We start from the raw sequence: 24,722 nt of genomic DNA on the forward strand, positions 1-24,722 counted from the left end.
GTGCTTCCGCCGGAATGATTCGGAAGAGTTTCTGGATAACAGAATATGAGTCTGCAGGATGGACTGCGGGCCGGGTTGCCGGGTTAGCATGAGCCGACGGCACGCGGGGCTCCAGGTCCCCGCGGGACTCAGGAAGCGCAGGAGCGACGATGCTCGAAGCACATTCCGGCCCGGAAATCCCGACCCGGGTCGCCGAACTTCTCGACCGCGAGTGGCGCCTGCTCGTCGACGGCAAGCTCGTCCCGGCTCGGTCCGGCGCCACCTTCGCCCGGGTGTCCCCTTACACGGGCACCACGATCGCCGAGGTTCCGGACGCTGGCGCGGACGACGTAGACGAGGCAGTGCGCGCCGCGGCCGACGCCCGCGCGGCTTGGCGGGACACCGTGCCGGTCGAGCGGGCGAAGCTGGTCGCGGAACTGGCCGACGCGATCGAACGCCACGGCGAGGAACTGGCCCTGCTCGACACCGTGGACGCCGGTTCGCCGATCTCGAACTCGCGCGCCGACGTCGGCGTGACGGTGGCGCAGCTGCGCATGTTCGCCGGACAGGCGCTGGAGCTGAAAGGCACCACGGTGCCCGCCAGCACCGCACTGCACGTGACCACGCGCGAACCGGTCGGCGTGGTGGCCCGGATCGTGCCCTACAACCATCCGCTGATGTTCGCGGGCAAGGTCGCCGCGCCGCTGGTCGCGGGCAATCCGACCATCCTCAAGCCGCCGGAGGCCGCGCCGCTGTCCGCGCTGCGGCTCGCGGAACTGGCGAAGGACATCTTCCCGCCCGGTGTGCTGTCGGTGGTCGTCGGCGACGGCCCGGCGGTGCCGGACGCGCTGGTGCGCCACCGGCAGGTGCGGCGGATCGGGTTCATCGGGTCCGAACCGACCGGACGCGCTATCCAGCGCGCGGCCGCCGAAAGCGGCGTCAAGGACGTCAGCCTCGAACTCGGCGGCAAGAACGCGATGGTGGTGTTCCCCGACGCGGACCTCGAAGCCGCGGCCGCCGGTGCGGTGTTCGGCATGAACTTCACCTGGTCCGGCCAGTCCTGCGGGTCGAACTCGCGGCTGCTGGTGCACCAGGAAGTCCACGACGCGCTGGTGTCCCGCGTGGTCGCACTGATCGAAGCCCGGCGGATCGGCGATCCGTTCGACGAGCGCACCGAGCAGGGCACGATGATCAACCAGGCGCAGTACGAGAAGTCGTTGTCCTACATCGACATCGCGGTCTCCGAAGGGGCGAAGGTGGCCACTGGCGGCGGCCGACCGGCTGGCGTGGAGCAGGGCTTGTTCGTCGCCCCGACGGTCTTCACCGGCGTGAGTCCGGACATGCGGATCGCCCGCGAAGAGGTCTTCGGGCCGCTGCTGTCGGTCATCCCGTTCACTGACGAGGCCGAAGCGGTCCGCATCGCCAACAGCGTCGACTACGGGCTGACCGCGAGCGTGTGGACCTGCGACGTCACGCGTGCGCACCGCGTCGCCCGAGCCTTCGAGGCCGGGTTCGTCTGGATCAACGGCTCGTCCCGGCATTTCCCCAACGTGCCCTTCGGCGGCGTCAAGGGATCCGGCGTCGGCCGCGAAGAAAGCCTCGAAGAACTGCTCAGCTACACCGAAACCAAATCCATCAACGTCATGTTCTGACGGCACGAAGGCAAAGGGGCCCTCATGGCGTACGTCATCGGCATCGACACCGGCGGCACGTTCACCGACGCTTTCGTCGCCGACCAGCACAACCGGCTCGCCGCGGCCAAAACCCCGTCCACTCCCCCGGACTTCGCGACCGGTTTCCTGACCGCGATCGACGAACTCGCCGCGGAACTCGGCATTCCGGTCCGCGAACTGCTCGCCGACACCGACTATCTCGTGCACGGCACCACTTCCACGCTCAACGCGCTGGTGACCGGCGATGTCGCGCAGGTCGGCTTCCTCACCACGCACGGGCACGCGGACTCGATCAGCATCATGAACCTCGAAGGCCGCTACGCCGGTCTCGGCAGCGACGACATCCAGCACATGGCGCGCACCGCGAAACCCGCGGCCTTGGTGCCCCGGCACCGGATCCGCGAGATCGACGAACGCGTGGACTACCAGGGCCGCGTCGTCGTCCCGCTCGACGAGGACGGCGTCCGGACCGCGGTCCGCGACCTGCTCGCCGACGGCGCCGAGGCGATCGCGGTCTCGTTCCTCTGGTCGTTCCGCAATCCCGCGCACGAGCAGCGGGTGCGCGAGATCGTGCGGGAGGAAGCGCCGGAGGTGTACGTGGCGCTGTCCAGCGAGGTCAGCCCGCGCATCCGGGAGTACCCGCGCAACGTCACCACGATCATGAACACGCAGGTCGGCCCCCGGCTCGGCAGCTACCTGCGCCCGCTCGAAGCCGAACTGCGCGCGCGTGGGCTCACCGGCGCCCTGCTGGTGATGCAGGGTTCCGGCGGCTGCGTCACCGCCGCCGACGCACCGGCGCACGCGATCACCACCATCGGTTCGGTGCTCACCGGCGGTGTCGTCGGCTGCACCCGGATGGCCGCGTCGCTGGGCCACGACAAGGTGATCTCGACCGACATGGGCGGCACCACGTTCCTGGTCGGGCTGGTCGTCGACGGCAAGCCGGTGACCACCACGAGCACGATCCTCAACCAGTACACGATCAGCACTCCGATGGTCGACGTGCACACCATCGGGGCCGGCGGGGGCGCGATCGCCTGGGTCGACCCGGGCGGCAACCTCCGCGTCGGGCCGCGCAGCGCGGGCGCCCGGCCCGGACCGGCTTGCTACGGCGAGGGCGGCTGGGAGCCGACCGTGACCGACGCCGACCTCGTCCTCGGCATCATCAATCCGGACAATTTCCTGGGCGGGCGCAAGAAACTGGACGTCCAGCTGTCCCGGGACGCCATCGACAAGGTGGTGGCGACCCCGCTCGGCATGTCCGTCGAGGACGCGGCCGCGGCGATCTACGCGATCCAGAACGCCCAGACCGCCGACCTCGTCCGCAAGGTCGTGGTCAACTCCGGCCAGGACCCGCGGGACTTCACGCTCTACGCGTTCGGCGGCGCGGGCCCGATGCACTGCGCGAGCTACTCGGCCGACCTCGGAGTCAAGGAGGTCGTGGTTCCGCTCGGCTCCACCGCGGCGGTGTTCTCCGCCTACGGGCTGGCCGCCTCGGACATCGTGCTGACGGCCGAACAGTCGCGACCGGTGGCGATGCCGGTGCCCGCGAAGACCGCGAACGAGGTTTTCGCCGGCCTGGAACGCGAACTCGAACGCCGGTTGGCAGAACAAGGCTTGACGTTCTCCGCGATCAGCTACGAACGCGAAGCCGACCTCCGCTACACGATGCAGCTCGCCGAGGTGGCGACTCCGGTGCCCGGCGGGCAGCTGACCGACGCGTCGGTGGAGCAGCTCGGCCGGGACTTCGAGGCCGGCTACGAAGCGTTGTACGGCAAGGGTTCCGGCTTCCCCGACGCCGGACTTCAGCTGATCACCTACCGCGTCCGCGCGACCGGGATCCTGCAGATCCAGCCGGAGCTGCCCGAGCACGGCACCCGGCCCGGCAAACCCGCCGCGAGCGGCGAGCGGGAGGTCCTGCTCGACGTGCGCGCCGGACGTCAGCCCGCCGCGATCTACGACTACCGCGCACTCGGCGCGGGCCACGAGATCACGGGCCCCGCGGTCGTCGAAGCGCCGACCACCACCGTCGCCCTGCCGCCGGGCACGCAGGCCACCGTGGACCGGCTGGGCAACCTCGTCATCCGGTTCCCCGAACGGAAGGAACACTCCTGATGGCTGTCATCCCCGTCGCCGGATCCGAGCGATTCGTCCAGTCCGGCGCTCCCCTCGACCCGGACGCCCGGTTCGGCGACCTGAAACTGCACCGCGTCGGCTCCGACAGCGTGGACGCGCTGACCTACGAAGTGGTCCGGCACCGCCTGGTCGCGATCACCGACGACATGGGCGACGCGATCAAGCGGATGTCCGGCTCCGTCGTGGTCACCGACTGCAACGACTTCGGCGCGGGCATCCTGGACGAGACCGGCGAAACCGTGCAGGTCGGGCTGTACAACATGCAGCTCGGGTCCGCTTTGGACATGGCGGTGCGCTGGACGCTGGAGCACCGCGCGGAGAACCCGGGAATCGCACCGGGCGACCAGTTCCTGTTGAACGACCCGTGGATCGGCGGCGGACTGCACCAGAACGACGTCACCGTCCTCGCCCCGCTCTTCTACGACGGCCAGCTGTTCTGCTGGACCGGCGCGGTCGCGCACCAGGTCGACCTCGGCGGCGTGTCGCCGGGCAGCTGGTCGGTCGAGGGGCACGACGTGTTCTGGGAGGCGCTGCCGATCCCGCCGGTCAAGATCGTCGAAGGCGGCACGCTGCGCTCGGACCTGGAGGACATGTACCTGCGGCGCTCGCGCGTGCCGCGGCTCGTCGGACTGGACCTGCGCGCGAAGATCGGCGCGAACAACGTCGCGCGGGACCGGCTGACCGCGCTCATCGACAAGTACGGCCCGGACACCGTCAAGGCCGTGATGAAGAAGATGATGGGCGACGCCGAATCCCAGCTGCGCGCGAAACTGCGGGCGCTGCCGGACGGCACGTGGTCGGCGGTGGCCCATCAGGACGGCGCGCGAGCGGGCGACCGGGACATCCACAAGATCGTGGTCGCGATGTCCAAACAGGACGACACGCTGACGTTCGACTTCACCGGCACCGACCCGCAGGTCGACGGGATCATCAACTGCACGCTCGCCGGACTGCGCGGCGGCATCCTGCCGATCCTGCTGACCATGCTGTGCCCGGACATCTCCTGGTCGCCCGGCGGGATCTACCGGTGCGTCGAGATCGTCAGCGAACCCGGCACGATCAACAACTGCACCTTCCCGGCGGGCATCGGGAAAGCGTCGGTCAACTCGGCCTGGTCCACGCAGAACGCGGTCTCCGAAACCGTCGCGCAGATGCTGAGCACGCACGCGGAACTGAGCCGGTCGGCGATGAGCGTGTGCTGCGGCACCTGGGATCTCACCCTGCTGGCCGGAGTCGACCAGCGCGGCGGCGGTTTCGCGACGATGCTGTGCGACGCGATGTCCGGCGGGCTGGGCGCGAAGGTCGACGGCGACGGCGTCGACACCGGCGGCGAGAACTGCATTCCGATGGGCCGCATCGCCGACATCGAGATCAACGAGTTCAGCTTCCCGATGCTCTACCTGTGGCGGCGCGAGGAGGTCGATTCCGGCGGACCGGGCCGGTGGCGCGGCGGCGTCGGTGCGTCGAGCTGCTTCATCCCCTACGACTCCCCCGCCGGCAGCGTGCACCTCGTCGTCTCCGCCAACGGCAAGGCGGTGCCGCAGGCTCCCGGCATCTCGGGCGGCTACCCCGCCGCCACGCAATGGGACGTCCTCGTCCGCGACACCACCGTGCGCGACCAGCTCGCGAACGGCCGGATCCCGCAGACGATCGACGAACTGCGCGGCTGCGCGGACACCCTTCCGCCGCATCTGGAAACGGATCTCGCCGAAGCGGACGTCTACTTCACCCACTGGCAAGGCGGCGGCGGAATCGGCGACCCGCTGCACCGCGAGCCCGAACGCGTCGCCGCCGATGTCCGTAACGGCAGGGTGTCCGCGGCCGCCGCTCGCGACGTCTACGGCGTCGTCCTGACCGACGGCGAACCCGACCTCGCGGCCACGGCGGCACACCGCGATCGGCTGCGGTACGAGCGCGCCGGGCTCACCCCGCCGGAAGGAGCGCACCAGTGAACCTCGACCTCAACCTCCGCGTGGACGACACGACCGGAGCTGTCGTCTGCCGCCACTGCGCGGCCCGGATCGGCGACACCACCGCCGAACCGATGGCGCACGCGCTGCGCCACGAACGCCCCTCGACCGAAGCCGGACCGGGGGTGCACGCCGATCCCGCCGCGTTCGTCGACCGGAAAGTCCTGCTGCGCCAAGCGTTCTGCCCCGGCTGCCTGACGCTGCTGTCCACCGAGATCGTCCCGGACGGCGAACCCTCCTACCGAAGCTGGAGCCTGACATGACCCGCAACGGACTCGCCGGAAAGGTCGTCGTCGTGACCGGCGCGGCCCAAGGCATCGGCGCGGCCTACGCCCGCCGCCTGGTCTCCGAAGGCGCGACCGCGGTGCTCGCCGACCTCAACCACGAGGGTGTCCAGGCCACCGCCGATTCTCTCGACGGCCCGGGCAAAGCCAGTGCGTATGCACTCGATGTCTCCAGCCGCGCCAGCTGCGCGGAGTTCGCGGCGCAGCTGACCGAGGCGCACGGCCGGGTCGACGGCCTGATCAACAACGCCGCGATCTTCTCCACCATCACCATGAAGCCGTTCTGGGAGATCACCGACGAGGAATGGGATCGCCTGATGGCGGTCAACCTCCGCGGCCCGTGGCTGCTCGTGTCGGCGCTGCTCCCGCTGCTGCAGGCTTCGCCGTCGGCCAGCGTGGTCAACATCGGCTCCGACGCCGTGCAACTCGGCCGTCCCGGCTATCTGCATTACGTGGCCAGCAAGGGAGGCGTGCACGGCATGACGTTCTCGATGGCCCGCGAGCTCGGCGAGTTCGGCATCCGGGTCAACACCCTGTCGCCGGGCCCGGTCTACACCGAAGTCGCGCGGGAAACGGTGACCCCGGAACAACGCGAGGCCATGCTGCGGGCCCAATCGCTGCACCGCCCCGCCGGGTCCGACGACATGACCGGCCTGGCCGCGTTCCTGCTCAGCGACGACGCCGGCTACCTGACCGGCCAGACCCTCAGCGTCAACGGCGGGCTGGTGCACCGATGAGCACGCAGCGGGAACTTGTCGCGCTGTCGTCCCGGATCCTGGCCGCCGCCGGACAAGGCGACCTCATCTGGGGCCACGTCTCGTGCCGCGACGCCGACGGCCGCGGGGTGTGGATCAAATCCGCGGAATGGGGCATGGAGGAGGTGATGCCGGAACGGGTGCAGCTCGTCAACGCCGACGGCGAAGTCGTCTCCGGCACTGGCGCGCGGCACAGCGAATACCCGATCCACACCGAGGTCATCGCCGCGCGGCCGGACGTGAACGCGGTGGTGCACACGCACGCCCCGCACGCCGTCGCCCTCGCCGCGACCGGACAGCAACTGCGGCCGGTGAGCCATGCCGCGAACCTGTTCGTGCCGCCCGAGGTGCCGCGTTATGCCGAGACCGCGGATCTGATCCTGACGCCCGAATTGGGTAAATCCCTGGCGGCGGAACTCGGCAACGCGCGGGCGGTGTTCCTGGTGAACCACGGAATCGTCGCGGTCGGCGATTCCGTGGAGAGCGCTACGGTCGCCGCGGTGGTGCTGGAGCGGGCGTGCGAGCAGCAGTTGCTGACCCAGTCGTTCGGCGGCTGGCCGAGCTGGTCGCCGCCGGAGGAATCGCACGCGAAGCGGGAGCATATTTACCACCCGCGCGCGGTTCAGGCGGTGTGGGATTACCTGGTGCGGCAGTTGCCCTGAGCCGCCGGTCCGCTGTCGTCCGCAATTCCGCCGAAAACCCCACCGTCCGCCGAAATACGCGAAGGAATCCGCAGCCGTCCCGCACTTGCCGCGATAGGGAACAATTTTTAAGCATGTTCCGCGGCGGAGGGCGACCCGATGACGGTGCGAGTCTTGCTGGTCGAGGACGACGCCCTGATCAGCGAAGCACTTTCGCTCGCTCTCGCTGACCAGGGCTGCGCGGTGACGCAGGCCGCCTCCGGCGAGGACGCGCTGGCGATGCTCGAATCGGTGCAGGTGGACGTCGTCCTGCTCGACCTGATGCTGCCCGGCATGGACGGGCTCGCCGTCTGCCACGAGCTGCGCGTGCGCGGCGACCTGCCGGTCATCGTCATCACCGCGCGCGCCGACAGCCAGGACGTCATCGCGGGGTTGGAGGCCGGCGCCGACGACTACGTGACCAAGCCGCTGGTCGCCGGCGAGCTGGCGGCCCGCATCCGCGCGTTGCTGCGCCGGGCGGCCCCGGTTCGCAGGTGCTGCCTCCAGGTCGGCGATCTGGTGCTGAGCACGCACGACGAGACCGTTTCCCGCGACGGCGCCCAGATCCGGCTCACCCGCACCGAATTCCGCCTGCTGGCGGAACTGGCCGCCGCCGACGGCGAGGTGGTCACGCGGGAGCAGTTGCTGCACCGGATCTGGGGGCGGGACTGCTTCGGCGGCACGCGGCTGCTCGACGTCCATATCCGGCGGTTGCGCCGCAAGGTCGAGCCGGATCCCGATTGCCCCCGGCTCGTGCTGACTGTCCGGGGAATCGGCTACCGCGCCGAGCCCCGGCCGTGAGCCCGGCGCCGGGGTCGCGGCTTTCCTTGCGCTGCCGGGTTTCCGCGGCGTTCGGGCTCGGCCTGCTGACCGTGGTCAGCGCGCTGTCGGCGGCGACCTGGCACCTCGCCACCGACTACCTGCTCAACCAGCGCCTGCAGAGCGCCGACCGCCATTCCCGGATCAACGCGCGGCTGGTCGACAACGAGGTCCGCGAACGGACCGACGATCTCGCCGAACTGCTGTCCGGCCTCACCACCGGACCGAATTCGACGATCCTCGTGTCCCTGCCCGGCGGCTGGCACACCGCCGGACGCCCGGTCGGCCCCCAAGATCTGCCGCCCGGCCTGCTCGCGCGCGCCCGCCCCGGCGCGCCCGCGCACGAGCAGTTCACCGCCGACGGGGTCCCGGTCCTCGCGGTGGCCCAGCCGCTCAGCGCCGCTAAGGGCTTCTACGTCGAACTTCATCCGCTGCTCGGGCTCGAACGGACCTTCCGCAAGCTCCGGATGATCCTCGTCGCGGGCACGGTGGCGTGCGGGATGTTCGGCGTCGCCGTCGGCGCGTGGGCCGCCCGGCGCGCGCTGCGCCCGCTCGCCGCGTTCACCGAGACCGCGGCCCGGATCGCGCGCGGCGACCTGAGCGCCCGCCTGCCCGAACAAGCCGGGCCCGACCTCGCTCCCCTCGCCGCGACGTTCAACTCCACCGCCGAAGCCCTGGAACGGCGCGTCCGCCGCGACGCCCGGTTCGCCGCCGACGTCAGCCACGAACTCCGCTCGCCGCTCACCACGATGACGACGGTCGCGGAAGTCCTCGACCGCCGCCGCGACGCCATGCCCGAACCCGCGCAGAAAGCGCTCCACCTCCTGCTGGCCGAACTCCACCGGTTCCGCGGCATGGTGCTCGACCTGCTGGAGATCTCCGCCGTCGACCAAGCCGACCCCGGCGAGGAACGCGAACTCGTCGATCTCGGTCCGCTCGTCCGCAGCGGGGTCGCGAGCATCCCCGCCCCGCGACCGGCGCTCGAACTCCCCGCGGAACCGTTGCTGGTGGCCGCCGACCGCCGCCGCCTCGACCGCGTCCTGGCGAACCTGCTCGACAACGCGTCCCGGTACGGCGGCGGCGCGGTCCGCGTAGCCGCCCACGCCTGCGGCGGCACAGTCCGGTTGGAGGTGGACGACGCCGGCGAGGGAGTGCCCGCGGAACTCCGGGAACGCATCTTCGAGCGGTTTTCCCGCGGAGTGCACGCCGGACGGCGAGACCCCGACGCGGGAACCGGACTGGGACTGGCGATCGTGGCCGACCACGTGGCCCGCCACGACGGCAGGGTGTGGGCGGAAGACCGTCCGGGCGGCGGGGCGAGGTTCGTCGTCGAACTCCCCGAGGCGCGCGGGTGAGTGCGGTGCATAGGCGGCACGGCTCCCGCAGAGGTCAGAACGCGAAGTACCGCAGCCACAGATACGGTGCCGCGACCAGCACGGTGATCAGCGTGACGACCGCGCCCTTCTTCGTGAACTCCCAGAACGAAATCGGCGCCCCGGCCCGCGCGGCGAGTCCCAGCACCACCACGTTCGCGCTGGCCCCGACCGCCGTCATGTTGCCGCCGAAGTCCGCGCCGAGCGCCAGCGACCACCACAGCGCCTCGGAATGCGCGGGGTCCGGGATGTCGTGGGTCAGCGCGAGCACGAGCGGGCTCATCGTTGCCACGTAAGGGATATTGTCGATCACGCCGGACAGCAGTGCGGACACCCCGAGGATCAGGAAGACCGCCAGCAGCGCGTTTCCGCCGGTGGCTCCGGCGGCGAGCTTGGCCAGCCAGTCGATCACGCCGGTTTTGACCAGCGCGCCGATCATGATGAACAGCCCGGCGAAGAACAGCAGGGTTTCCCATTCGACGCCGTCCAGGTACTGCTTCGGCGGCGTGCCCGAAAGCAGCACGAGCAGGCCCGCGCCGAGCAGCGCGACCACGGACGGGTCCAGGTGCACCACCGAATGCAGCACGAATCCGGCGAACACCAGCAGCAGCACGACGCCGGATTTGACCAGCAGTTTCGGCTGCCGGATCGCCTCGCGTTCGTTGAGCGCCATGACGTCGGCGACGCGCCGCGGGTCGACGGTGAACGAACCGCGGAACAGCCACGGCAGCACCAGCCCCAGCACGACGAGTTCGAGCGCGACGATCGGCGCGAGATTGAGCAGGAAATCGTTGAACGCCAGCCCGGCGCGGCTGCCGATGATGATGTTCGGCGGGTCGCCGATCAGGGTCGCGGTGCCGCCGATGTTGGACGCGAGGACCTCGGCGATCAGGAACGGGACCGGGCTGATGTCGAGCCGGTCGCACACCAGCAGCGTCACCGGGGCGATGAGCAGCACCGTCGTCACGTTGTCCAGGAACGCCGAGGCCACCGCGGTGATCAGCACCAGCAGCAGCATGATCCGCAGCGGCGAGCCCTTGGCGCGTTTGGCCGCCCAGATCGCGACGAACTCGAACACCCCGGTGCGGCGCAGGATCCCGACGATGATCATCATGCCGAGCAGCAGGAACAGCACGTTCCAGTCGACGCCGGTGTCCTCGGAGAAGAACGCGTCGGCCGATCCGCTGACCCCGGTCGCGAGGATCACGCCCGCCCCGGCCAGCGCGGCGGTCATCTTCGGGATCTTCTCGGTCGCGATCAGGACGTAGGCCACCACGAACACGACCACCGCGATCACCGTGCTCACCGGCGGACCGCCCGGATCAGTCCCGCCCGGCTCAGCGAGGCGTCAGCGCGTGCTCCAGCAGCCGCGAGGCGGACACCACGCCGAGCAGTGTCCGGTCCCGCAGGACCGCCACGAGCGGGCACCGCAGCCGGGCCATCGTCGCGGCGACCTCCACGATCGTGTCGTCGGCGTCCACCCTCGGCAGCTCGCGCGGTTCGTCCGGCAGCAGCTCGCGCACCGTTCGCCCGCCGAGCTTGTCCGCGACGCGGTCCGCCATCGATTCGCTGAGGACCCCGGCCAGCGACGGATCGTCGCGCACGTAGGGCGGGACCAGGAACTGCACCACGTCGGAGGCGGGCAGCACGGTGTGCGGACACCCGGACGCTTCGGTCACCACCAGCCCGGGCAGCCGGTGCTCGGCCAGCAGGCGCGCGGCGGCCAGCGCGTCCGAGTCGAGATCGACGACCGGGAACTCCTCGGCCAGGTCCGCTGCGCGCATGCCCCCAGGCTACGGCGAGCCGGGCGGCTCCGCTGGACCTCGTGATTTCTTTCCGCACGCCTGACGCGGCCGTCAGCGTCATCGGACTCCTCGGGGTCGACCGGACCGCCCGTCGCCCGGCTGGGCACGGGCAGGCCGACCAGACTTCCCGGCACACCACGCGTAAAGATGCCGCAAGGACCGGCCCGGGGCAAACCGGGCGGGGTCGTCAGAACGGGTGGCCGCGCCGCCCCAGCGGTGATAGGCGGCCGCGTCGCCGGTGCGCCCAGCGGCTGGACACAGATCACCTCGACCTGCGACGCAAGAGGCTTGAGCACCTGCCCGACCCGATGGCCAGCGCCCCTCCGCCCAACGCGAGCAGTGACGCGCTCACGGTTTTCAGGCCCGGACGGAGACCAGTTTCGCGCGGGCTTCCTTCACCGACATTCCGCCGGTGAAGCACCAGGCGGCGATCACCGGGTCGCAGATCGCGCAGCCGAGCGACGAGGTGTGCGCGAACGGCAGGATCGGCATGCCCTTGAGGTGGTGCAGCACGTCGAGAGCCGTGTGCAGGAGCCACGCGACGCCGATGAAGGGCCAGGATTTCAGGCCCCGGTAGGCGCAGTAGGTGACCGCGGCGGTGAAAACCAGTTCCACGGGACCGAAAGCGCCGCTGCTCAGGTAAGCGGCTCCCGCGCCCGCGACCATGATCGCGTTGAAACTGCGGCGGTGCGGTTCGGCGAGGAAGGAGTTGAGCAAGCAGTAGGCAATGCCGATGAGAACGGCCGAAATGATGATCACAGTCCGACGCTAGGACGGCTGCCCCGCGCGCATAACCGGGCGGCGAGCCAAGTTTCGCCGGGTTCTTGCCAACGGTGCCAATCGGTTCAGTTCGTCACCGCTTCCGCCACTTCTCGCCGAGGACTTCGGCCACTCCGCGGCGCAGGCTCGACGGCGCCACCCGGGTCGACCGCCCCAGCCGCAGCAGCGCCTGAGGGAAACCGGTCAGCTGGTAGTCCTCGCACAACGCCGAAACGCACCTCCGGCACTCGCAACGGCTGCGTCAGCACCGCGCCGACGAGACCGAGGGTCACGCCTTCGAGCAGCGCTCCAGTGCGTAACCGGCGCGGAGGTGGTCCAATCGCGTGTCGTCAACCCCGGCACCTCCGCTTCGGCGAGCGTCCAGCCGCGGCAGCTGTCTTCTCCATCGCGGGCACTCCTGTCGTAGCGAACTGCCCGAGCCAGCCCCGGCTGTCCCGGTCCGCACCGCAGGGCACGATTCGGTCCACAGTGGACCAGGTCCCTCCGTCCACAACGGCCGGAGCAGGTGACCTTCGGCCCTTGTCCCGCCGCCGCCCCCGGGAGCAGCCTGAAGCGGGCTGCCGAAGGCTTGGCCGCCGCGAAAAACGGCGGGCCGGGGCAGCGGAAACGAGAGTCGATGACCGTCCAGTCGCTGACCACCGATCACGAATACCGTCTGCTCTGCGGAATGAGCGCCTATCTCGACGCGGTGAGCGCCGCGGCCGGGGTCGGGCCGGAGTCCACCACGATGGACCTCGACGCGCCGATGTCGGCCTACCTCGCGCTCGACGGCAGGCTCGCCGTCCATCCCGGACGCGACACGGCGCTGGTCTGGGACGAACGGCACGGATGGTCGTTCACCATCGAAACCCATTCCGGCGAGGACCTGCTCGTGGTGGCCTACCTCGGCGGCGAACTGGTGCCGTCCCCTTCCCGAGTCCGGGAATTCGTCCGCGCGGTCCACGCCCGGACCCGGCGCGCGTCGCCGCCCGCGCCGCCGGACCTGAGCGGGGACCGGGACGATCTGCTCGGCCTTCTGCTTGGCTACCGGGCTCCGCACCAGTGACGCTCGACGTCAGCTCTCCGAAGGCGCGCGGCCCAGCCGGATCGCCGAGACCAGGAAGAAGATCCCGCCCAGCACCGCGTATCCGGCCACGGCGGTCAGCGACGGGTTCGGCCCGCCGGCGCTGAGGACGAAGTTCGCCCCGGCCAGCACGGAAATGCCGCCGCTGAGGATCATCGGCCACTGGCCGCCCATCCGGCGCCTGCCGACCGCGACGATCAACTGGACAAGTCCGGCCACGACCGCCCAGGCGCCCCACACGCGCAGCACCGCGGGAACGCCGGACGCGCTGGCGATCGCGAGGCCGATTCCGGCCAGCAGACTGATCGCGATGTTCACGAACAACCCCGCGGTCCGGGACGAACGCACGTCCGCGACCGCGGCGGCGACGTCGAACAGCGGATACGCGACGACCAGGACCACCCCGAGCGGGCCGAGGTGCGACTTCGTCGTGAGGAACAGCAGCGCGGCCCAGACCAGGGCAAAGCCGAACCGCACGAAATACAGGCGGCGCAACGGGGCCGCGGTTCCGGCGGCGGGCTTGTCAACGATGGTCACGGTGATCCTTCCCAGACTCAGGTAGAACGAACGTTCTGTCTCCCTCTGAGCCTGGCGGCCCGCCCGGGCAGCGTCAATGCCGAACGGTCTTTCCGAAGTCTTACGACGCGTTACTCCGCCGCGGAGCCGAGACGGAACCGCAGGATGCCGTCGACGCCTTGGAGGAATGTCTCGCCGACCTCCGCCGCGTCCGTGAGACAGCCCGACGCCATCGCACCGTCGCGCAGCAGCACGAAATGCCGTCCCGCGGGCTCCGGCGGTGTCGAACCGATTTGTGCGAGCAAGTCCGTGACCGTGCGCAGGAACCATTCGCGGTGCGCGAGGACAGCTTGGTGGACCGGATGTTCCGGGTCCGGGTATTCGGCTGCCGCGTTGAGGAAGGCGCAGCCGCGGAAGTGCGCCGACTGGATGCTCTCGGCGATCAGTTCGGCGATGGCGCGCAGCGCGTCGGCCGCGGGCGGGTTGCTGGCGAGGATCTTGCCGATCCCGTCGCGCTCCATCTCGGAAACGCCCCGCAGATACGCGACGACGAGGTCTTCTTTGCCCGGGAAATGCCGGTACAGCGTGGCCCGGGTGACCTTCGCCTCCGCCACGAGCCGGTCGATCCCCACCGAGTGGAGGCCTTCGGCGTAGAAGATCCGGGTCGCGGTCGCGAGCAGCCGCGACCGCGCCTCGGAGACCTGGACCTTCTGCGCCACAACGACGACGCTAGCAGAGAGAACAGCCGGCGCTGCCCGGTCAGCTGGTCGCCGCGGCGCGGGGCTTCGGTGTTTCGTTCCTTCCCGCTGGCCGGCCCGGCGCAGCCAGCCGGACGCGGCATGATGCCGACCGCGGAGAAATACCGTTGTTTGCACATGAACGCCTCCGTCCTCGGCTTGCCGCCGGAGTCCAATTCGGACAGTGCGGCGTAGGTCATGGCGCGGACGGCGTAGTACGCAGTGGCCAGGTCGGCGATCTTGTGCTGGATCGACTGCAGCGCCAACAGAGGGCCACCGCGCCGACCGGAGCGGGTTCACCGCAGTCCTGACTTGGCTCACCGCTGGGCGAGCCGTCGGCAGGCTTCCCGGAGTCCGGCCGGGCGGACCTCGGTGATTTCGCTGTCGAACGTGGCCAGGATGCCCGCGATCCCGGCCCACGACCAGGCGCCGAGCGTGAGCCGGGAGTGCTCCGCGTCGAGGTGTTCGACGACGGAACCGCCCGGTGCCCAGCGAGCGACGACGTCCGCCGGGAGCGCGAGCCGGGCGGAGCCGGTGCACGGCCATTCCGCCGGGGTGTCGCCGCGGTCGTGCGTGCGCATCACGAACTGGGCCAGGTCGTCGGCCGGTAGCTCGCGGGCGGTGAACTGCGCGGTGGTCGGCCGGGGGCGCAACCGGTCGACGCGGTGCACCCGCCATCGACGGTCGGTGCGGTCGTAGCCGACCAGATACCACCGCGCGGCCCAGACGACCAGATGGTGCGGTTCGATCCGGTGAGCAGGCCGAAAGTCGGCGTCGCCGGGGTCAGCGCGGCTGCCGTCCGGGCGCAGGACCTCGGCGATCAGCACCCGACGCTCCCGCACCGCGGTTCCGACCGCGGTCAGGGCCGCCGGGTCGATCGGTGGTCCGGGGAATTCCCAGTAATTGCGCAGCCGGGTCAAGCGCAGGGATTCCATCGACGCCCGCAGCGCAGGCGGCATCACCTGATGCAGGGTCGCCAAGGCTCGCGACGCGTCGTCGCCGAGCCCGAACATCGTGCTGGGCGCGGTTTGCAACGCCACCGCCACCGCGAGGGCCTGGTCGTGGTCGAACAGCAACGGCGGCAACGTGTTTCCGGCACCGAGCCGGTAGCCGCCGTCGGGACCGTGCACCGTCGCGATCGAATAGTCGAGCCCGCGCAGGGTTTCGATGTCTCGGCGGACAGTGCGCTCGCTGGCCTCGAGCCGCGCGGCGAGTTCGCGCAGCGGCCACACCCGCCCCGACCCCAGCAGAGACAGCAGCCGGAGCGCCCGGTGCGACGTGTTCGCCATGGACCCATCCTGTACTGGCCACTCGGTGTCCACTACTCGGGGCAGGCTGAGTTCCGTTCCCAGAAAGAGCGGAAGGACAGTCAGGCATGCGAGTGGTTGTGGTCGGCGGCGGAATCGGCGGGCTGGCGCTCGGCGCGGGGTTGCGCAGCCGGGGATTCGAGGTGACGGTGTTCGACCGCGACACCGACGTGACCGTCACTGGCGGCTACCACCTCACCTTGGACGACCGGGCGCAGTCCGCGCTGGCGGAACTGGTGGAGCCGAAGATCATGCAGCGGTTGCTCGCCTCGGGCTCGGCGCTGCGGCTCCGCGAACGAGACGCGTTCTGGGACCGCCGCGGCCGGCTTCTCGGCCACGGCCCGGATCTGAGCGCCAGCGGCAGCGTGGACGTCGACCGGATCACCCTGCGCACCCTGCTGGCCGAAGCGGTCGGCGATGACTTGCACCTAGGGCGGACCGTTTCCGGCGTCGGCTACGACGGCGACACACCGCAGGTGCTCTTCGCCGACACCGCTGTCTCGGCCGACCTGGTGGTAGGCGCGGACGGCGCACACTCGGTCGTCGCCCGGCACCTGGCAGGCGGCCCGACGAACCGCCCGGCAGGCATCGTCGGCTTCTCCGGCCGTACCCTCCGCCAAGACCTGAGCCCGGCCGAACAGCAACGCCTGAGCTCCCGATCCGGCACCGCCATCGCACCCCGCGGAGCCGCGCTGTACGTCGGTTTCCTCGACCCGGTAGGCAACGCCGCCCTCGACGCTCCCGAACTGCGAATGTCCGTCACCACCGGCCCCACCTACATCTGGGGCGCGATGCTCCCCGAATCCGCCGCGACCGACACCCTGCGCACCCTCCGCGGCGGCGAACTGCAGACCGCGATCCTGGACATCTTCCGCGAGCGACGCTGGTCCGAGCACACCCTGGAGGTGATCGCCCAAGCCGACCCGCAAAGCGTCGCCGCGTTCCGCTTCAACGCCGCCTCCACCCGCGCGGCCGATCTCGCCCCCTGGCCAGCCGGCCGGATCACCGCCCTCGGCGACGCCGTCCACGCCACCCCGCCGACCGCCGGAATGGGCGCGGGAGCGGCCATCCGCGACGCCGCCAGCCTGGTCCGGCACCTCGGCGAGAGCGACCCCGCCACCGCCGTCGGACGGTTCGAAGCCGAGATGCGGCAACGCGGAAGCGAGGTCCTGACGTTGGCGATGAAGACCGTCCGCTGGATCCTCGCCACCGACACCGCCCTCGGAGCCGCCGCCACCGCGGTCGGCACCCCTATTCTGGCCGCAGCCGCCCGCCTCCGCCGCTGACGGCGGTTCAGCTCTGCGCCTCGCGCAGCAGCCGGACCGCCTTCGGACCGACGCCGTGCAATGCCAGCAATTCGGCGTCGGTCCACTCGGCGGTCTGCGCCAACGTGGTGATCCCGGCACCGTGCAGTGCGCGAGTCGCCGGACTGCCGATCGCCTTGGGCAAGTCGCCGACCTCCCCCGCCACCGCGGTCCCGGCGGCAGCCACCGGAGCAGCCAGCCTCTTCGGCGCGCGAGCCAGCCAGGCCCGGCGCACCCAGTAGTTGAGCTGCTGCCCGTTGAGGTCCTCGATCGGAAACCGCACGCCAGCCCTAGCCACGCGCCGCGCCGTCGGATGTTGCGCCCGCATTTCGTCCACATCGGACGCGGTCATCCGGAGCACGACCTGGCGATCCGGCCGCAGGGCGGCGAACTCCTTGCCCTGCACCGTGAACGCGACCGTGCCGTCGACGGCAAGCTCGGCCGTTTCCGGATAGGACAGGGCGGTTCTGCGGAGCTGCGCCGGTGTCGTCATGCGCTCCAGGCTGGCACGACCGCGCCGCGGAAGCCATTTCGGGGCTCACCCCTGAGCGGCCCCGAGGAAGTCGAACACCGCCTCCCGGAGTTCGACCCCGACCAGCGCCCCGCGGTGATCCCCCGCGACCTGCCGCCACCGCGCGCCCGGCACCTGAGCCACGAGCTGCTCGATCCCGTGCGCCATGAAGTCCTGCCGCCCGGAGAGGAACAACGTCGGCACCCGCGGCACGCCCGCCCCCGGATCGAACGGCTCGCGAGCCAGCCCCTCCACGAGATTGAGCAGCGACTCCCCGTCCCCCGCCGCCGCCATCGCCGCGATCGCCCCGGTCAACGGATCCTCCGGCGACGGCCCGCCGCGAACAGCCGCCCGGGCAGCCACGAGATCGACCGCCGCGAACGGTTCCCGCGGACTCAACCCGCCCAGCACCAACCGCCGCACGGACGCCTTGGGATGAACCGCGAGATCCCACGCGAGCCGCGCCCCGAGCGAGTAGCCCACGACGTCGACCTCTTCCGAGCCAGCGCATTCGGCCAGCGCGTCAACCACCCGCGTCGTGCTCACCTCCTCGGCCTTCGCGACCTTGGGCCCGCCAGGATGCCCCGGCAAATGCACCACGACCGTCTCCCGCCCGGCAGCCGCCAACGGATCGGCCCAGTACTCGGCGGGCCAATCAGACGTAGCCGAAGACGCGAACCCATGAATCAGCACAACCGGAGGCCCGGCGACAGGACGACGGGAAAGCGTGCGAGTAACCGGAAACGCGGAAGTCATTCTCCGAGCGTAGACAAAACCAGCCACCCGGTCCAGAGTTCCGCGAGGCCACCTTCGCGGAATCTGATTCCCCTCACGACCAGCCGAGGCCCGCAAGGGCCACCTCACGACCCCTGACTCCCCTCGCAGCCCTAAAACACCGCACCACTGCACCCAAAAAGCGAGGCACCCAGCCCCTCCCCCGCCCCCGATACAAAGCCGCCCTGCGGTTCGGGGGTGCTTGTCAAGGCATCTTTCCCGCCTTGACAAGCACCCCCGAACCGTCAGCACAATGAAAAATCGGGGTGCCCCACGCAACCCATCAAGAGCAATGTCGCCGCCAGGCGACGAGCCGAACGAGAACCTCAATCCCCAATCCGAGCCATCAACCCGTCGATATAAGCCCGATAACGCCCAGCAACCTTCCCCACCGGATGCATCAAAGACGTAACATTAGCCCCAATAGAAACCGCGATAATCTCATCCGCCAACACCCCGATAACCGGCTCATCAGCCGCCTCCCCCTTCCCCCGGGCAGCAACGATCCGCACCGTCAACTCCGCCCGCCAGCTATCGAGCAAATCCCGATACTGCCGGGCGAGATCCGGATTGGCGACGGAATGCTCCCACAACACCAGCAGCACCCGAGCCGACGCGATCTGATGCTCGTCGAACGGAATAGCCGCCTCGACAAATCCCCGCAACGACTCCTTCGGACCCAATGAAGGATCCAATTCCGACATCCGCTGCGAGGTCTCCTGCAGCACGCTCTCGAACGTGGCCGCGATGATGCTGTCTTTGCTGGGAAAGTAATGCTTGAGGGCACCGTTCGCGAACCCGGCCGCCGTCACGATGCTGCGCATCGTGGCAGCCTCGAACCCGCCCTCGATGATCAGCTTTTTGGCGACCTCGACGATCTCCCGTCGGCGCTGGTCGTGATCGATGACCTTCGGCATGGTTACAGACTCTAACCCGTATTCTCCCGCGATGGAGGTGGCCCTGCTCGTCCGCCCGCGGGAGCGGCGAGCCCGGAATCCGGGCACGGCGGCAAGCCGCGACCCGGGCGAACGAACGGAGCGCTTACCCCAGCCCCAGCCGAGCCGCCCGTCTCTCCGCCTGCCGCGCGGGATCGGCCACCGGGGCGGCCAGCAGCAGCCGCCGCGTGTACGGATGCTCCGGGGTGCGGGTGACCGAAGCCGTCGGCCCGGATTCCACGATCTCTCCCTGGTACAGCACAGAGACCCGGTGGCAGATCCGGTGCACCACGCCCAGGTCGTGCGAGACGAACAGGTACGACACCCCGGTCTCGCGCTGCAGTTCGAGGAACAGGTCGAGGATCGTCGCCTGCGTGGTCAGGTCGAGCGCGCTCACCGGCTCGTCGCACACGATCAGCCGCGGCCGCCGGACCAGCGCCCGCGCGATCGCGATCCGCTGCCGCTGCCCGCCGGAGAACTCGCCCGGATACCGGTGCACCGCGTCCGCGGGCAGCCGCACCCGGTCCAGCATGTCCGCGACCACCGTGCGGGCGTCCGCGCGCGACGTTCCCGCCACCAGGAGCGGTTCGGCGAGGACCTCGCCGACGGTCATGGTCGGGTCCAGCGAACCGTACGGGTCCTGGAACACCACCTGGATGTCGCTGGCCAGCCGCCGCCGCGTCGCGCCCCGGGCGTGGGTGATGTCCTCGCCGTCGAAGGTGATCCGGCCGGACTCCGGCGCGGCCAGCCCCAGCACGGCTTTGCCCAAAGTGGACTTCCCCGACCCGCTTTCGCCGACCAGCCCGACGCATTCGCCGGGCTTGACGTCGAGCGAAATCCCTTTCAGCGCCCGGAAGCGCACCCGGCGGCTGAGCCGGTAGTCGACGACCAGGTCCTCGATCGCGAGCAGCGGAGCCGTCATCGCCCGGCCTCCTCTCCGGCCGCGTGGGCGAGGCCGCGCCGTTCCCAGGCTTCGTCCAACTCGTCCCGTCCTTCGGTGTCGTCCAGCGACGCGCTGATCAGCTCGGCGGTGTAGGGGTCCTCCGGCGCGCGGAAGATCCGTTCCACCGGGCCGGTTTCGACGATCCGGCCGTCCTTCATCACCACGACGCGGTCGCAGATGTCCGCGACGACGCCGAAGTTGTGCGTGACGATCACCAGCGCCATCCCGTACTCGGCCTGCAGTTCGCGCAGCAGCTCCAGCACCTCGGCCTGCACGGTCACGTCCAGCGCGGTCGTCGGCTCGTCGGCCACCAGCAGCGACGGCCGCCCGGCCACCGCGCCGGCGATCAGCACGCGCTGCGCCATGCCGCCGGAGATCTGGTGCGGATAGCTCGCCATCACCCGGTCCGGATCGGTCAGGCCGACCCGCTCCAGCACCTCGCGCGCCCGCTTCTTCGCCGCGGCCTTGTCCAGCCCGTGCACCCGACGCAGCGGCTCGACCAGCTGGTGCCCGATCGGGTAGCACGGGTCGAGGTTCGTCATCGGTTCCTGCGGCACGTACCCGATCTCGCGGCCGAGCAGTTTCGCCCGCGCCGCCGCGTTCCCGGCCTCGCGCCCGCCGACCCAGATGCCGTCGGCGACCGCGGTCCCGCCGGGCGGCAGGAGGTCGAGCACCGAGAACACCGTCTGCGTCTTGCCGGAGCCGGATTCGCCGACGATTCCGAGCACCTCGCCGGGCGCCGCGTCCAGCGACACCCCGCGCACGACCTCCTTGACGCCCTTGTCGGTGGCGTAGCCGACCCGCAGGTTCTCGATCCGCAGCGCGCAATCCGCCGCCGCGTGCTCGTGCGCGCCCGAAGCGCCGCCACTGCCCAAGGCGTCCGGCGAAGGAGCCGCCAGCGCCTCCCGCACCCGGGCCCGGCCCCGGCGCGTCGGCTGTTCCGCGCGGATGCTGACCAGGTCGGCGAGCGTCGAGCCGATGAACGCGAGCGCGGCGATGGTCACGCCCAGCGCGATCGACGGCCACAGCAGGATCAGCGGATACGTCAGCATGTTCACGAAGCCGTCGTTCATCGTCTGGCCCCAGCTGGGCGTCGAGGCCGAGCCGATGCCGAGGAACTGCAGACCGGCCTGCATGCCGATGGCGAGCCCGGCGGTGAGCGCGGTCTGCACGATGATCGGCGCGTACACCGCGCGCAGCAGGTGCGTGCGCAGGATCCGCAGCGTGCCGACCCCGGCCACGCGCGCGGCGTCGATGTAGGGCTCCCGGCGCACGGTCAGCGCGCGGGCGCGGGTGATCCGGTAGTAGCCGGGCGAGAGGAACACGCCGAGCGCGATCATCAGCACGGTGAAGTCCTGGCCGGTGCCGGCCGCGACGACCAGCAGCACGATCATCCCGGGCACCGACTGCAGCGCGTCGCTGATCCACGAGCAGATCCGGTCGGTCGCGCCGCCGAAGTACCCGGCGACGACACCGGTCGGGACGCCGAGCACGATTCCGGTGACGCAGGTGATCACGCCGCCGTACAGCGTGGTCCGCGCGCCGTAGAGCAGCCGGCTCAGGATGTCGCGCCCGGCGGAGTCGCCGCCGAGCAGGTGCCCGTTGCCGGGTTCGGCGTGGGTGAGCGCGAAGTCGACGTGGTTCGGGTCGTAGGGGGCCAGCCACGGCGCGAACACCGCGGCCAGCACGACCAGCGCGAACACGGCCAGCGCGACGACGCCGACCGGACGGCGGAAGTACCGGCGCAGCAGGGAAATCCGCTTCACCGGGGCGAGCGTGGCGGGGAACGGGGCAGCGGTCATCGGTCGCGCACCTTCGGGTTGACCCACCCGAGCACGAGGTCGAGCAGGAAGTTGACGATCACGACGAACACGACGGTCACCGCGGTCAGGCCGAGCAGCACCGGGATGTCCCCGATCTGCGACGCCGATTGCGTCAGGCTGCCGATCCCGGGCAGGTTGAACACGATCTCCACGACCACCGCGCCGCCGAGCAGGCCGACGAACATCAGCGCCAGCACGGTCAGCGCGGACGGCGACGCGTTGCGCAGCACGTGCGTGGTGACCCGGCGCGACGACAGGCCGCGTGCCCGCAGCGTGCGCACGAAGTCCTGGTTGGCGACCTGGAGGAAGCCGTTGCGCAGCTGTTCGGCGATCATCACGATCGCGCCGAGCGACAGCGAGATCGACGGCAGCGCGATCGAGCGCAGCCAGCCGGACACCGACTGGTCCGGCGACACGTAGCCGACCGCCGGGAACCACTGCAGCTGGATCGCGAACCAGGTGACCAGCACGAGGCTGACCCAGAACCCGGGCAGCGCGAACAGCACCACCGAAGCCAGCTTGAGCACCCGGTCGACCACGCCGCCGGGGCGCAGGCCGCAGACGACCCCGACGAGGACGCCGAGCACCGCGGCGAGCAGCGTCGCGGCGATCACCACCGACAGCGTCACCGGCACCCGCAGCGCGATCTGTTCGCCGACCGGCTGGAAATTCCGCCAGGAAGTCCCGAAATCGCCGGTCGCCGCGTGCGACAGCCAGTCCCAGAATTGCACGAGCAGCGGCCGGTCGTACCCGATCTGGGCGCGCAGCGCCGCCTGCTGCGCGGGGGTCGCGCTGTTGCCGAGCAGCCCGGCGGTCGGGTCCCCCACCGCCGTGTGCGCCAGGAAGAACGTGCCGCTCGTGACGAGCACGAGCAGCAGGATCCCGGACACCAGGCGTTTGACGATGAATGTGAGCATGTTCCGGCTCCTCCCCGGGGCGGGTCCGTCCACTGTGGAGTCTTCGGGCGGACCCGGCCCGGGACGACGGGCGCGTCAGCCGCGCTGGATGAACCGCAGCGTCGGGAACATCATGCCGGTGATCGGCGTGACGGTGATGCCCTTGACGCTGAAGTAGAGGTTGTCGGCCTGGTACCAGACGTTCCACCAGGCGAGGTCCACGAGCTTCGTGTTGAGCTGCTTGAGCGCCGCGGTCTGCTCCGGGCCGGGCGGGGCCTGTTCCGCCTTCTGCACGAGCGCCTTCACCTCCGGGAAGGCGTCCACCGACGGCTTCGGGTTGTACCACTGCGAGGACGTGACCTGGTCGGTCAGCGTCGCCATGTCGTTGCCGTCCATCGCGATCACCGCGAGGAACATCGGGTACGTCGGCGCGTTCTTCTGGTAGTCCGGCATCGACATGTTCTGCCAGTCGACCTTGATGCCCAGCTGGCCGAACGTCTGCTCGGCGGCGGGCTGCCACGCCTGGAAGATCGTGGACATCGGCATCTTCAGGCCGAACCCGTTCGGATATCCGGCTTCGGCGAGCAGCTGCTTGGCCTTGCCGAGGTCGGTCTTGTACTTGCCGTTGCCCGCCGGGTCGTAGACCGCGCTGCCGCTCGGCCACAGCTGGTCGGTGACCGTGCCGGCGTCGTTGCCGACCGCCTTGAGGATTCCGGCCGCGTCGAAGGCGTAGGAGATGGCCTGCCGCACGCGCTGGTCGCCGAGCGCCTTCACCTGGCTGCCGGTGCGGTCGGCGAACTGCACGCCCACCCACGACGCCGGTTTCTTCGCGACGTTCCAGCCGTTCTGCTGCGCCTTGGGCAGGTTGGCCGCGTTGGCGAACTGGACGTTCAGCTGTCCGGACAGCATCGCGTTGAAGCTGGCCGCCTGGTCGGTGATCGGGAACAGCCGCACGGTCGGGAACGGGTAGGTGGCGCTGTCCCAGTGCTTCGCGCGCTTTTTGAAGACGTACTGCGACTGCGGCTGCGAGGACGCCTTGTCGAAGGTGTAGGGACCGGAGCCGTCCGGGCCGTTGGCGAGCGAGTTGGCCTTGATCGCCTTGGGCGAGGCCATCCAGCTGCGGCCGAGGCCCATGAAGTACAGCAGCGCGTCGTCGCGTTCGGACAGATGGAGCACGACGGTGGAGGCGTCCTTCGCCTCGACGCTCTTCACGTCGATGTAGGCCTGGCCGGACCGGGTGCCGGACTTGAGGTGGTTGAGGTTCTCGACCGCCGCGGCGGCGTCGAACTTCTGGCCGTCGTCGAACGCCACGTCGTCGCGCAGGTGCATGGTCAGGGTCAGCCGGTCGGCCGACCAGTCCCACGACTTCGCGAGCGCGGGGACCGGCTTGGCGTCCTTGTCCAGGGCGACCAGCGGGTCGTAGACCGCGGACAGGTACGGGCCGTCGAAGCCGATGTCGGCGTTGGCCGGGTCCCACGACGTCACGTCGAGGAACACGCCCGCCTTCAGCTCGTCGGTGCCCGCGCCCGCCCCGGCGGCGCCCGAGCCGGTGCATCCGGCGATCGCGAGCAGCGCCGCGGCGGCCGCCGCGAACAACGCCGCTGTCCTTCTCCTCGTCATTGAGTCCCTCTCTCAGGGTGCTGGACCGCCGGCGGGAAC

The 24,722-nt window shown here is 70.3% G+C and carries 24 protein-coding genes and 1 pseudogene; 10 read left to right on the forward strand and 15 right to left on the reverse strand.

The window, feature by feature from the left end; all coding sequences use genetic code 11:
* Nucleotides 1-149: 149 nt before the first annotated feature.
* From F9C12_RS03020 to F9C12_RS03055, 8 genes are all read left to right on the forward strand, one after another.
* Entirely contained in the window at nucleotides 150-1,631 is a 1,482-nt protein-coding gene (locus tag F9C12_RS03020; RefSeq protein ID WP_409464653.1) for an aldehyde dehydrogenase family protein, read from the forward strand.
* Nucleotides 1,632-1,655: 24 nt separating this feature from the next.
* A complete protein-coding gene (locus F9C12_RS03025) occupies nucleotides 1,656-3,767 on the forward strand; it encodes a hydantoinase/oxoprolinase family protein (protein ID WP_409464654.1) in 2,112 nt (703 codons plus the stop codon).
* Nucleotides 3,767-5,740 (forward strand): hydantoinase B/oxoprolinase family protein, encoded by a 1,974-nt coding sequence (locus F9C12_RS03030; RefSeq protein WP_409464655.1) that lies wholly within the window; start codon nucleotides 3,767-3,769, stop codon nucleotides 5,738-5,740. Before F9C12_RS03025 ends, F9C12_RS03030 begins: the two co-directional genes overlap by 1 nt.
* Complete coding sequence (locus tag F9C12_RS03035; protein WP_409464656.1) at nucleotides 5,737-6,021, forward strand: acetone carboxylase subunit gamma; 285 nt, start codon at nucleotides 5,737-5,739, stop codon at nucleotides 6,019-6,021. Before F9C12_RS03030 ends, F9C12_RS03035 begins: the two co-directional genes overlap by 4 nt.
* Complete coding sequence (locus F9C12_RS03040) at nucleotides 6,018-6,779, forward strand: SDR family NAD(P)-dependent oxidoreductase (protein ID WP_409464657.1); 762 nt, start codon at nucleotides 6,018-6,020, stop codon at nucleotides 6,777-6,779. Before F9C12_RS03035 ends, F9C12_RS03040 begins: the two co-directional genes overlap by 4 nt.
* Nucleotides 6,776-7,459, forward strand: coding sequence for a class II aldolase/adducin family protein (locus F9C12_RS03045; protein WP_409464658.1), 684 nt, complete (start codon nucleotides 6,776-6,778; stop codon nucleotides 7,457-7,459). The genes F9C12_RS03040 and F9C12_RS03045 overlap by 4 nt, the downstream gene beginning before the upstream one ends.
* Nucleotides 7,460-7,597: 138 nt before the next feature.
* Entirely contained in the window at nucleotides 7,598-8,278 is a 681-nt protein-coding gene (locus F9C12_RS03050) for a response regulator transcription factor (RefSeq protein ID WP_409180455.1), read from the forward strand.
* Nucleotides 8,275-9,651 (forward strand): sensor histidine kinase, encoded by a 1,377-nt coding sequence (locus tag F9C12_RS03055; RefSeq protein ID WP_409180456.1) that lies wholly within the window; start codon nucleotides 8,275-8,277, stop codon nucleotides 9,649-9,651. The genes F9C12_RS03050 and F9C12_RS03055 overlap by 4 nt, the downstream gene beginning before the upstream one ends.
* Nucleotides 9,652-9,685: 34 nt before the next feature.
* Here F9C12_RS03055 and F9C12_RS03060 read toward each other — a convergent pair whose 3' ends face one another.
* The 4 genes from F9C12_RS03060 to F9C12_RS03075 all read right to left on the reverse strand — a co-directional run bounded on the left by F9C12_RS03060 (nucleotide 9,686) and on the right by F9C12_RS03075 (nucleotide 12,459).
* A complete protein-coding gene (locus F9C12_RS03060) occupies nucleotides 9,686-10,975 on the reverse strand; it encodes an ArsB/NhaD family transporter (protein WP_409464659.1) in 1,290 nt (429 codons plus the stop codon).
* 31 nt (nucleotides 10,976-11,006) lie between these two features.
* A complete protein-coding gene (locus F9C12_RS03065) occupies nucleotides 11,007-11,453 on the reverse strand; it encodes a CBS domain-containing protein (protein ID WP_409180458.1) in 447 nt (148 codons plus the stop codon).
* 378 nt (nucleotides 11,454-11,831) lie between these two features.
* Complete coding sequence (locus F9C12_RS03070) at nucleotides 11,832-12,230, reverse strand: DUF6010 family protein (RefSeq protein WP_409466956.1); 399 nt, start codon at nucleotides 12,228-12,230, stop codon at nucleotides 11,832-11,834.
* A gap of 97 nt (nucleotides 12,231-12,327) precedes the next feature.
* A complete protein-coding gene (locus tag F9C12_RS03075) occupies nucleotides 12,328-12,459 on the reverse strand; it encodes a hypothetical protein (RefSeq protein WP_409464660.1) in 132 nt (43 codons plus the stop codon).
* A 411-nt stretch (nucleotides 12,460-12,870) separates the two neighbouring features.
* Here F9C12_RS03075 and F9C12_RS03080 point away from each other — a divergent pair, with 411 nt between their 5' ends.
* A complete protein-coding gene (locus F9C12_RS03080; RefSeq protein WP_409464661.1) occupies nucleotides 12,871-13,299 on the forward strand; it encodes a DUF6292 family protein in 429 nt (142 codons plus the stop codon).
* 9 nt (nucleotides 13,300-13,308) lie between these two features.
* Here F9C12_RS03080 and F9C12_RS03085 read toward each other — a convergent pair whose 3' ends face one another.
* From F9C12_RS03085 to F9C12_RS03100, 4 genes and pseudogenes are all read right to left on the reverse strand, one after another.
* The gene (locus F9C12_RS03085) at nucleotides 13,309-13,854 is read right to left on the reverse strand and encodes a hypothetical protein (RefSeq protein ID WP_409464662.1); all 546 of its coding nucleotides are present in this window, start codon (nucleotides 13,852-13,854) and stop codon (nucleotides 13,309-13,311) included.
* Between the two features lie 110 nt (nucleotides 13,855-13,964).
* Complete coding sequence (locus F9C12_RS03090; protein WP_409464663.1) at nucleotides 13,965-14,552, reverse strand: TetR/AcrR family transcriptional regulator; 588 nt, start codon at nucleotides 14,550-14,552, stop codon at nucleotides 13,965-13,967.
* A 206-nt stretch (nucleotides 14,553-14,758) separates the two neighbouring features.
* A pseudogene (locus F9C12_RS03095) lies at nucleotides 14,759-14,836 on the reverse strand (hypothetical protein); the annotation flags it as partial.
* Nucleotides 14,837-14,887: 51 nt separating this feature from the next.
* Nucleotides 14,888-15,859 (reverse strand): helix-turn-helix transcriptional regulator, encoded by a 972-nt coding sequence (locus F9C12_RS03100; protein ID WP_409464664.1) that lies wholly within the window; start codon nucleotides 15,857-15,859, stop codon nucleotides 14,888-14,890.
* 86 nt (nucleotides 15,860-15,945) lie between these two features.
* Here F9C12_RS03100 and F9C12_RS03105 point away from each other — a divergent pair, with 86 nt between their 5' ends.
* Nucleotides 15,946-17,163, forward strand: coding sequence for an FAD-dependent oxidoreductase (locus F9C12_RS03105; protein WP_409464665.1), 1,218 nt, complete (start codon nucleotides 15,946-15,948; stop codon nucleotides 17,161-17,163).
* Nucleotides 17,164-17,170: 7 nt separating this feature from the next.
* On the opposite strand, the gene F9C12_RS03110 is transcribed toward F9C12_RS03105, so the two are convergent.
* From F9C12_RS03110 to F9C12_RS03140, 7 genes are all read right to left on the reverse strand, one after another.
* On the reverse strand, nucleotides 17,171-17,674 hold the full coding sequence (locus F9C12_RS03110) for a hypothetical protein (RefSeq protein ID WP_409464666.1): 504 nt from the start codon (nucleotides 17,672-17,674) through the stop codon (nucleotides 17,171-17,173).
* Between the two features lie 45 nt (nucleotides 17,675-17,719).
* Entirely contained in the window at nucleotides 17,720-18,448 is a 729-nt protein-coding gene (locus F9C12_RS03115; protein WP_409464667.1) for an alpha/beta fold hydrolase, read from the reverse strand.
* 344 nt (nucleotides 18,449-18,792) lie between these two features.
* A complete protein-coding gene (locus F9C12_RS03120) occupies nucleotides 18,793-19,383 on the reverse strand; it encodes a TetR/AcrR family transcriptional regulator (protein WP_409464668.1) in 591 nt (196 codons plus the stop codon).
* A gap of 124 nt (nucleotides 19,384-19,507) precedes the next feature.
* On the reverse strand, nucleotides 19,508-20,323 hold the full coding sequence (locus F9C12_RS03125) for an ABC transporter ATP-binding protein (protein ID WP_409180467.1): 816 nt from the start codon (nucleotides 20,321-20,323) through the stop codon (nucleotides 19,508-19,510).
* Nucleotides 20,320-22,146, reverse strand: coding sequence for a dipeptide/oligopeptide/nickel ABC transporter permease/ATP-binding protein (locus F9C12_RS03130; RefSeq protein WP_409464669.1), 1,827 nt, complete (start codon nucleotides 22,144-22,146; stop codon nucleotides 20,320-20,322). Before F9C12_RS03130 ends, F9C12_RS03125 begins: the two co-directional genes overlap by 4 nt.
* Nucleotides 22,143-23,084: an ABC transporter permease gene (locus F9C12_RS03135; protein ID WP_409180469.1), complete on the reverse strand. Its 942-nt coding sequence runs from the start codon at nucleotides 23,082-23,084 to the stop codon at nucleotides 22,143-22,145. The genes F9C12_RS03130 and F9C12_RS03135 overlap by 4 nt, the downstream gene beginning before the upstream one ends.
* A gap of 75 nt (nucleotides 23,085-23,159) precedes the next feature.
* On the reverse strand, nucleotides 23,160-24,683 hold the full coding sequence (locus tag F9C12_RS03140) for an ABC transporter substrate-binding protein (RefSeq protein ID WP_409180470.1): 1,524 nt from the start codon (nucleotides 24,681-24,683) through the stop codon (nucleotides 23,160-23,162).
* Nucleotides 24,684-24,722: the final 39 nt, after the last annotated feature.

The organism is Amycolatopsis sp. GA6-003, from assembly GCF_046267895.1.
In the GTDB taxonomy this organism is placed as follows: domain Bacteria; phylum Actinomycetota; class Actinomycetes; order Mycobacteriales; family Pseudonocardiaceae; genus Amycolatopsis.

Bases quoted from the DNA above. Each gene is read 5' to 3' on its own strand.
- F9C12_RS03050 (WP_409180455.1), top strand. From the start codon at position 7,598: ATGACGGTGCGAGTCTTGCTGGTCGAGGACGACGCCCTGATCAGCGAA.
- F9C12_RS03105 (WP_409464665.1), top strand. From the start codon at position 15,946: ATGCGAGTGGTTGTGGTCGGCGGCGGAATCGGCGGGCTGGCGCTCGGC.
- F9C12_RS03125 (WP_409180467.1), bottom strand. From the start codon at position 20,323: ATGACGGCTCCGCTGCTCGCGATCGAGGACCTGGTCGTCGACTACCGG.
- F9C12_RS03115 (WP_409464667.1), bottom strand. From the start codon at position 18,448: ATGACTTCCGCGTTTCCGGTTACTCGCACGCTTTCCCGTCGTCCTGTC.
- F9C12_RS03135 (WP_409180469.1), bottom strand. From the start codon at position 23,084: ATGCTCACATTCATCGTCAAACGCCTGGTGTCCGGGATCCTGCTGCTC.
- F9C12_RS03140 (WP_409180470.1), bottom strand. From the start codon at position 24,683: ATGACGAGGAGAAGGACAGCGGCGTTGTTCGCGGCGGCCGCCGCGGCG.
- F9C12_RS03100 (WP_409464664.1), bottom strand. From the start codon at position 15,859: ATGGCGAACACGTCGCACCGGGCGCTCCGGCTGCTGTCTCTGCTGGGG.
- F9C12_RS03110 (WP_409464666.1), bottom strand. From the start codon at position 17,674: ATGACGACACCGGCGCAGCTCCGCAGAACCGCCCTGTCCTATCCGGAA.
- F9C12_RS03040 (WP_409464657.1), top strand. From the start codon at position 6,018: ATGACCCGCAACGGACTCGCCGGAAAGGTCGTCGTCGTGACCGGCGCG.
- F9C12_RS03020 (WP_409464653.1), top strand. From the start codon at position 150: ATGCTCGAAGCACATTCCGGCCCGGAAATCCCGACCCGGGTCGCCGAA.
- F9C12_RS03120 (WP_409464668.1), bottom strand. From the start codon at position 19,383: ATGCCGAAGGTCATCGATCACGACCAGCGCCGACGGGAGATCGTCGAG.
- F9C12_RS03030 (WP_409464655.1), top strand. From the start codon at position 3,767: ATGGCTGTCATCCCCGTCGCCGGATCCGAGCGATTCGTCCAGTCCGGC.
- F9C12_RS03025 (WP_409464654.1), top strand. From the start codon at position 1,656: ATGGCGTACGTCATCGGCATCGACACCGGCGGCACGTTCACCGACGCT.
- F9C12_RS03065 (WP_409180458.1), bottom strand. From the start codon at position 11,453: ATGCGCGCAGCGGACCTGGCCGAGGAGTTCCCGGTCGTCGATCTCGAC.
- F9C12_RS03045 (WP_409464658.1), top strand. From the start codon at position 6,776: ATGAGCACGCAGCGGGAACTTGTCGCGCTGTCGTCCCGGATCCTGGCC.
- F9C12_RS03080 (WP_409464661.1), top strand. From the start codon at position 12,871: ATGACCGTCCAGTCGCTGACCACCGATCACGAATACCGTCTGCTCTGC.
- F9C12_RS03130 (WP_409464669.1), bottom strand. From the start codon at position 22,146: ATGACCGCTGCCCCGTTCCCCGCCACGCTCGCCCCGGTGAAGCGGATT.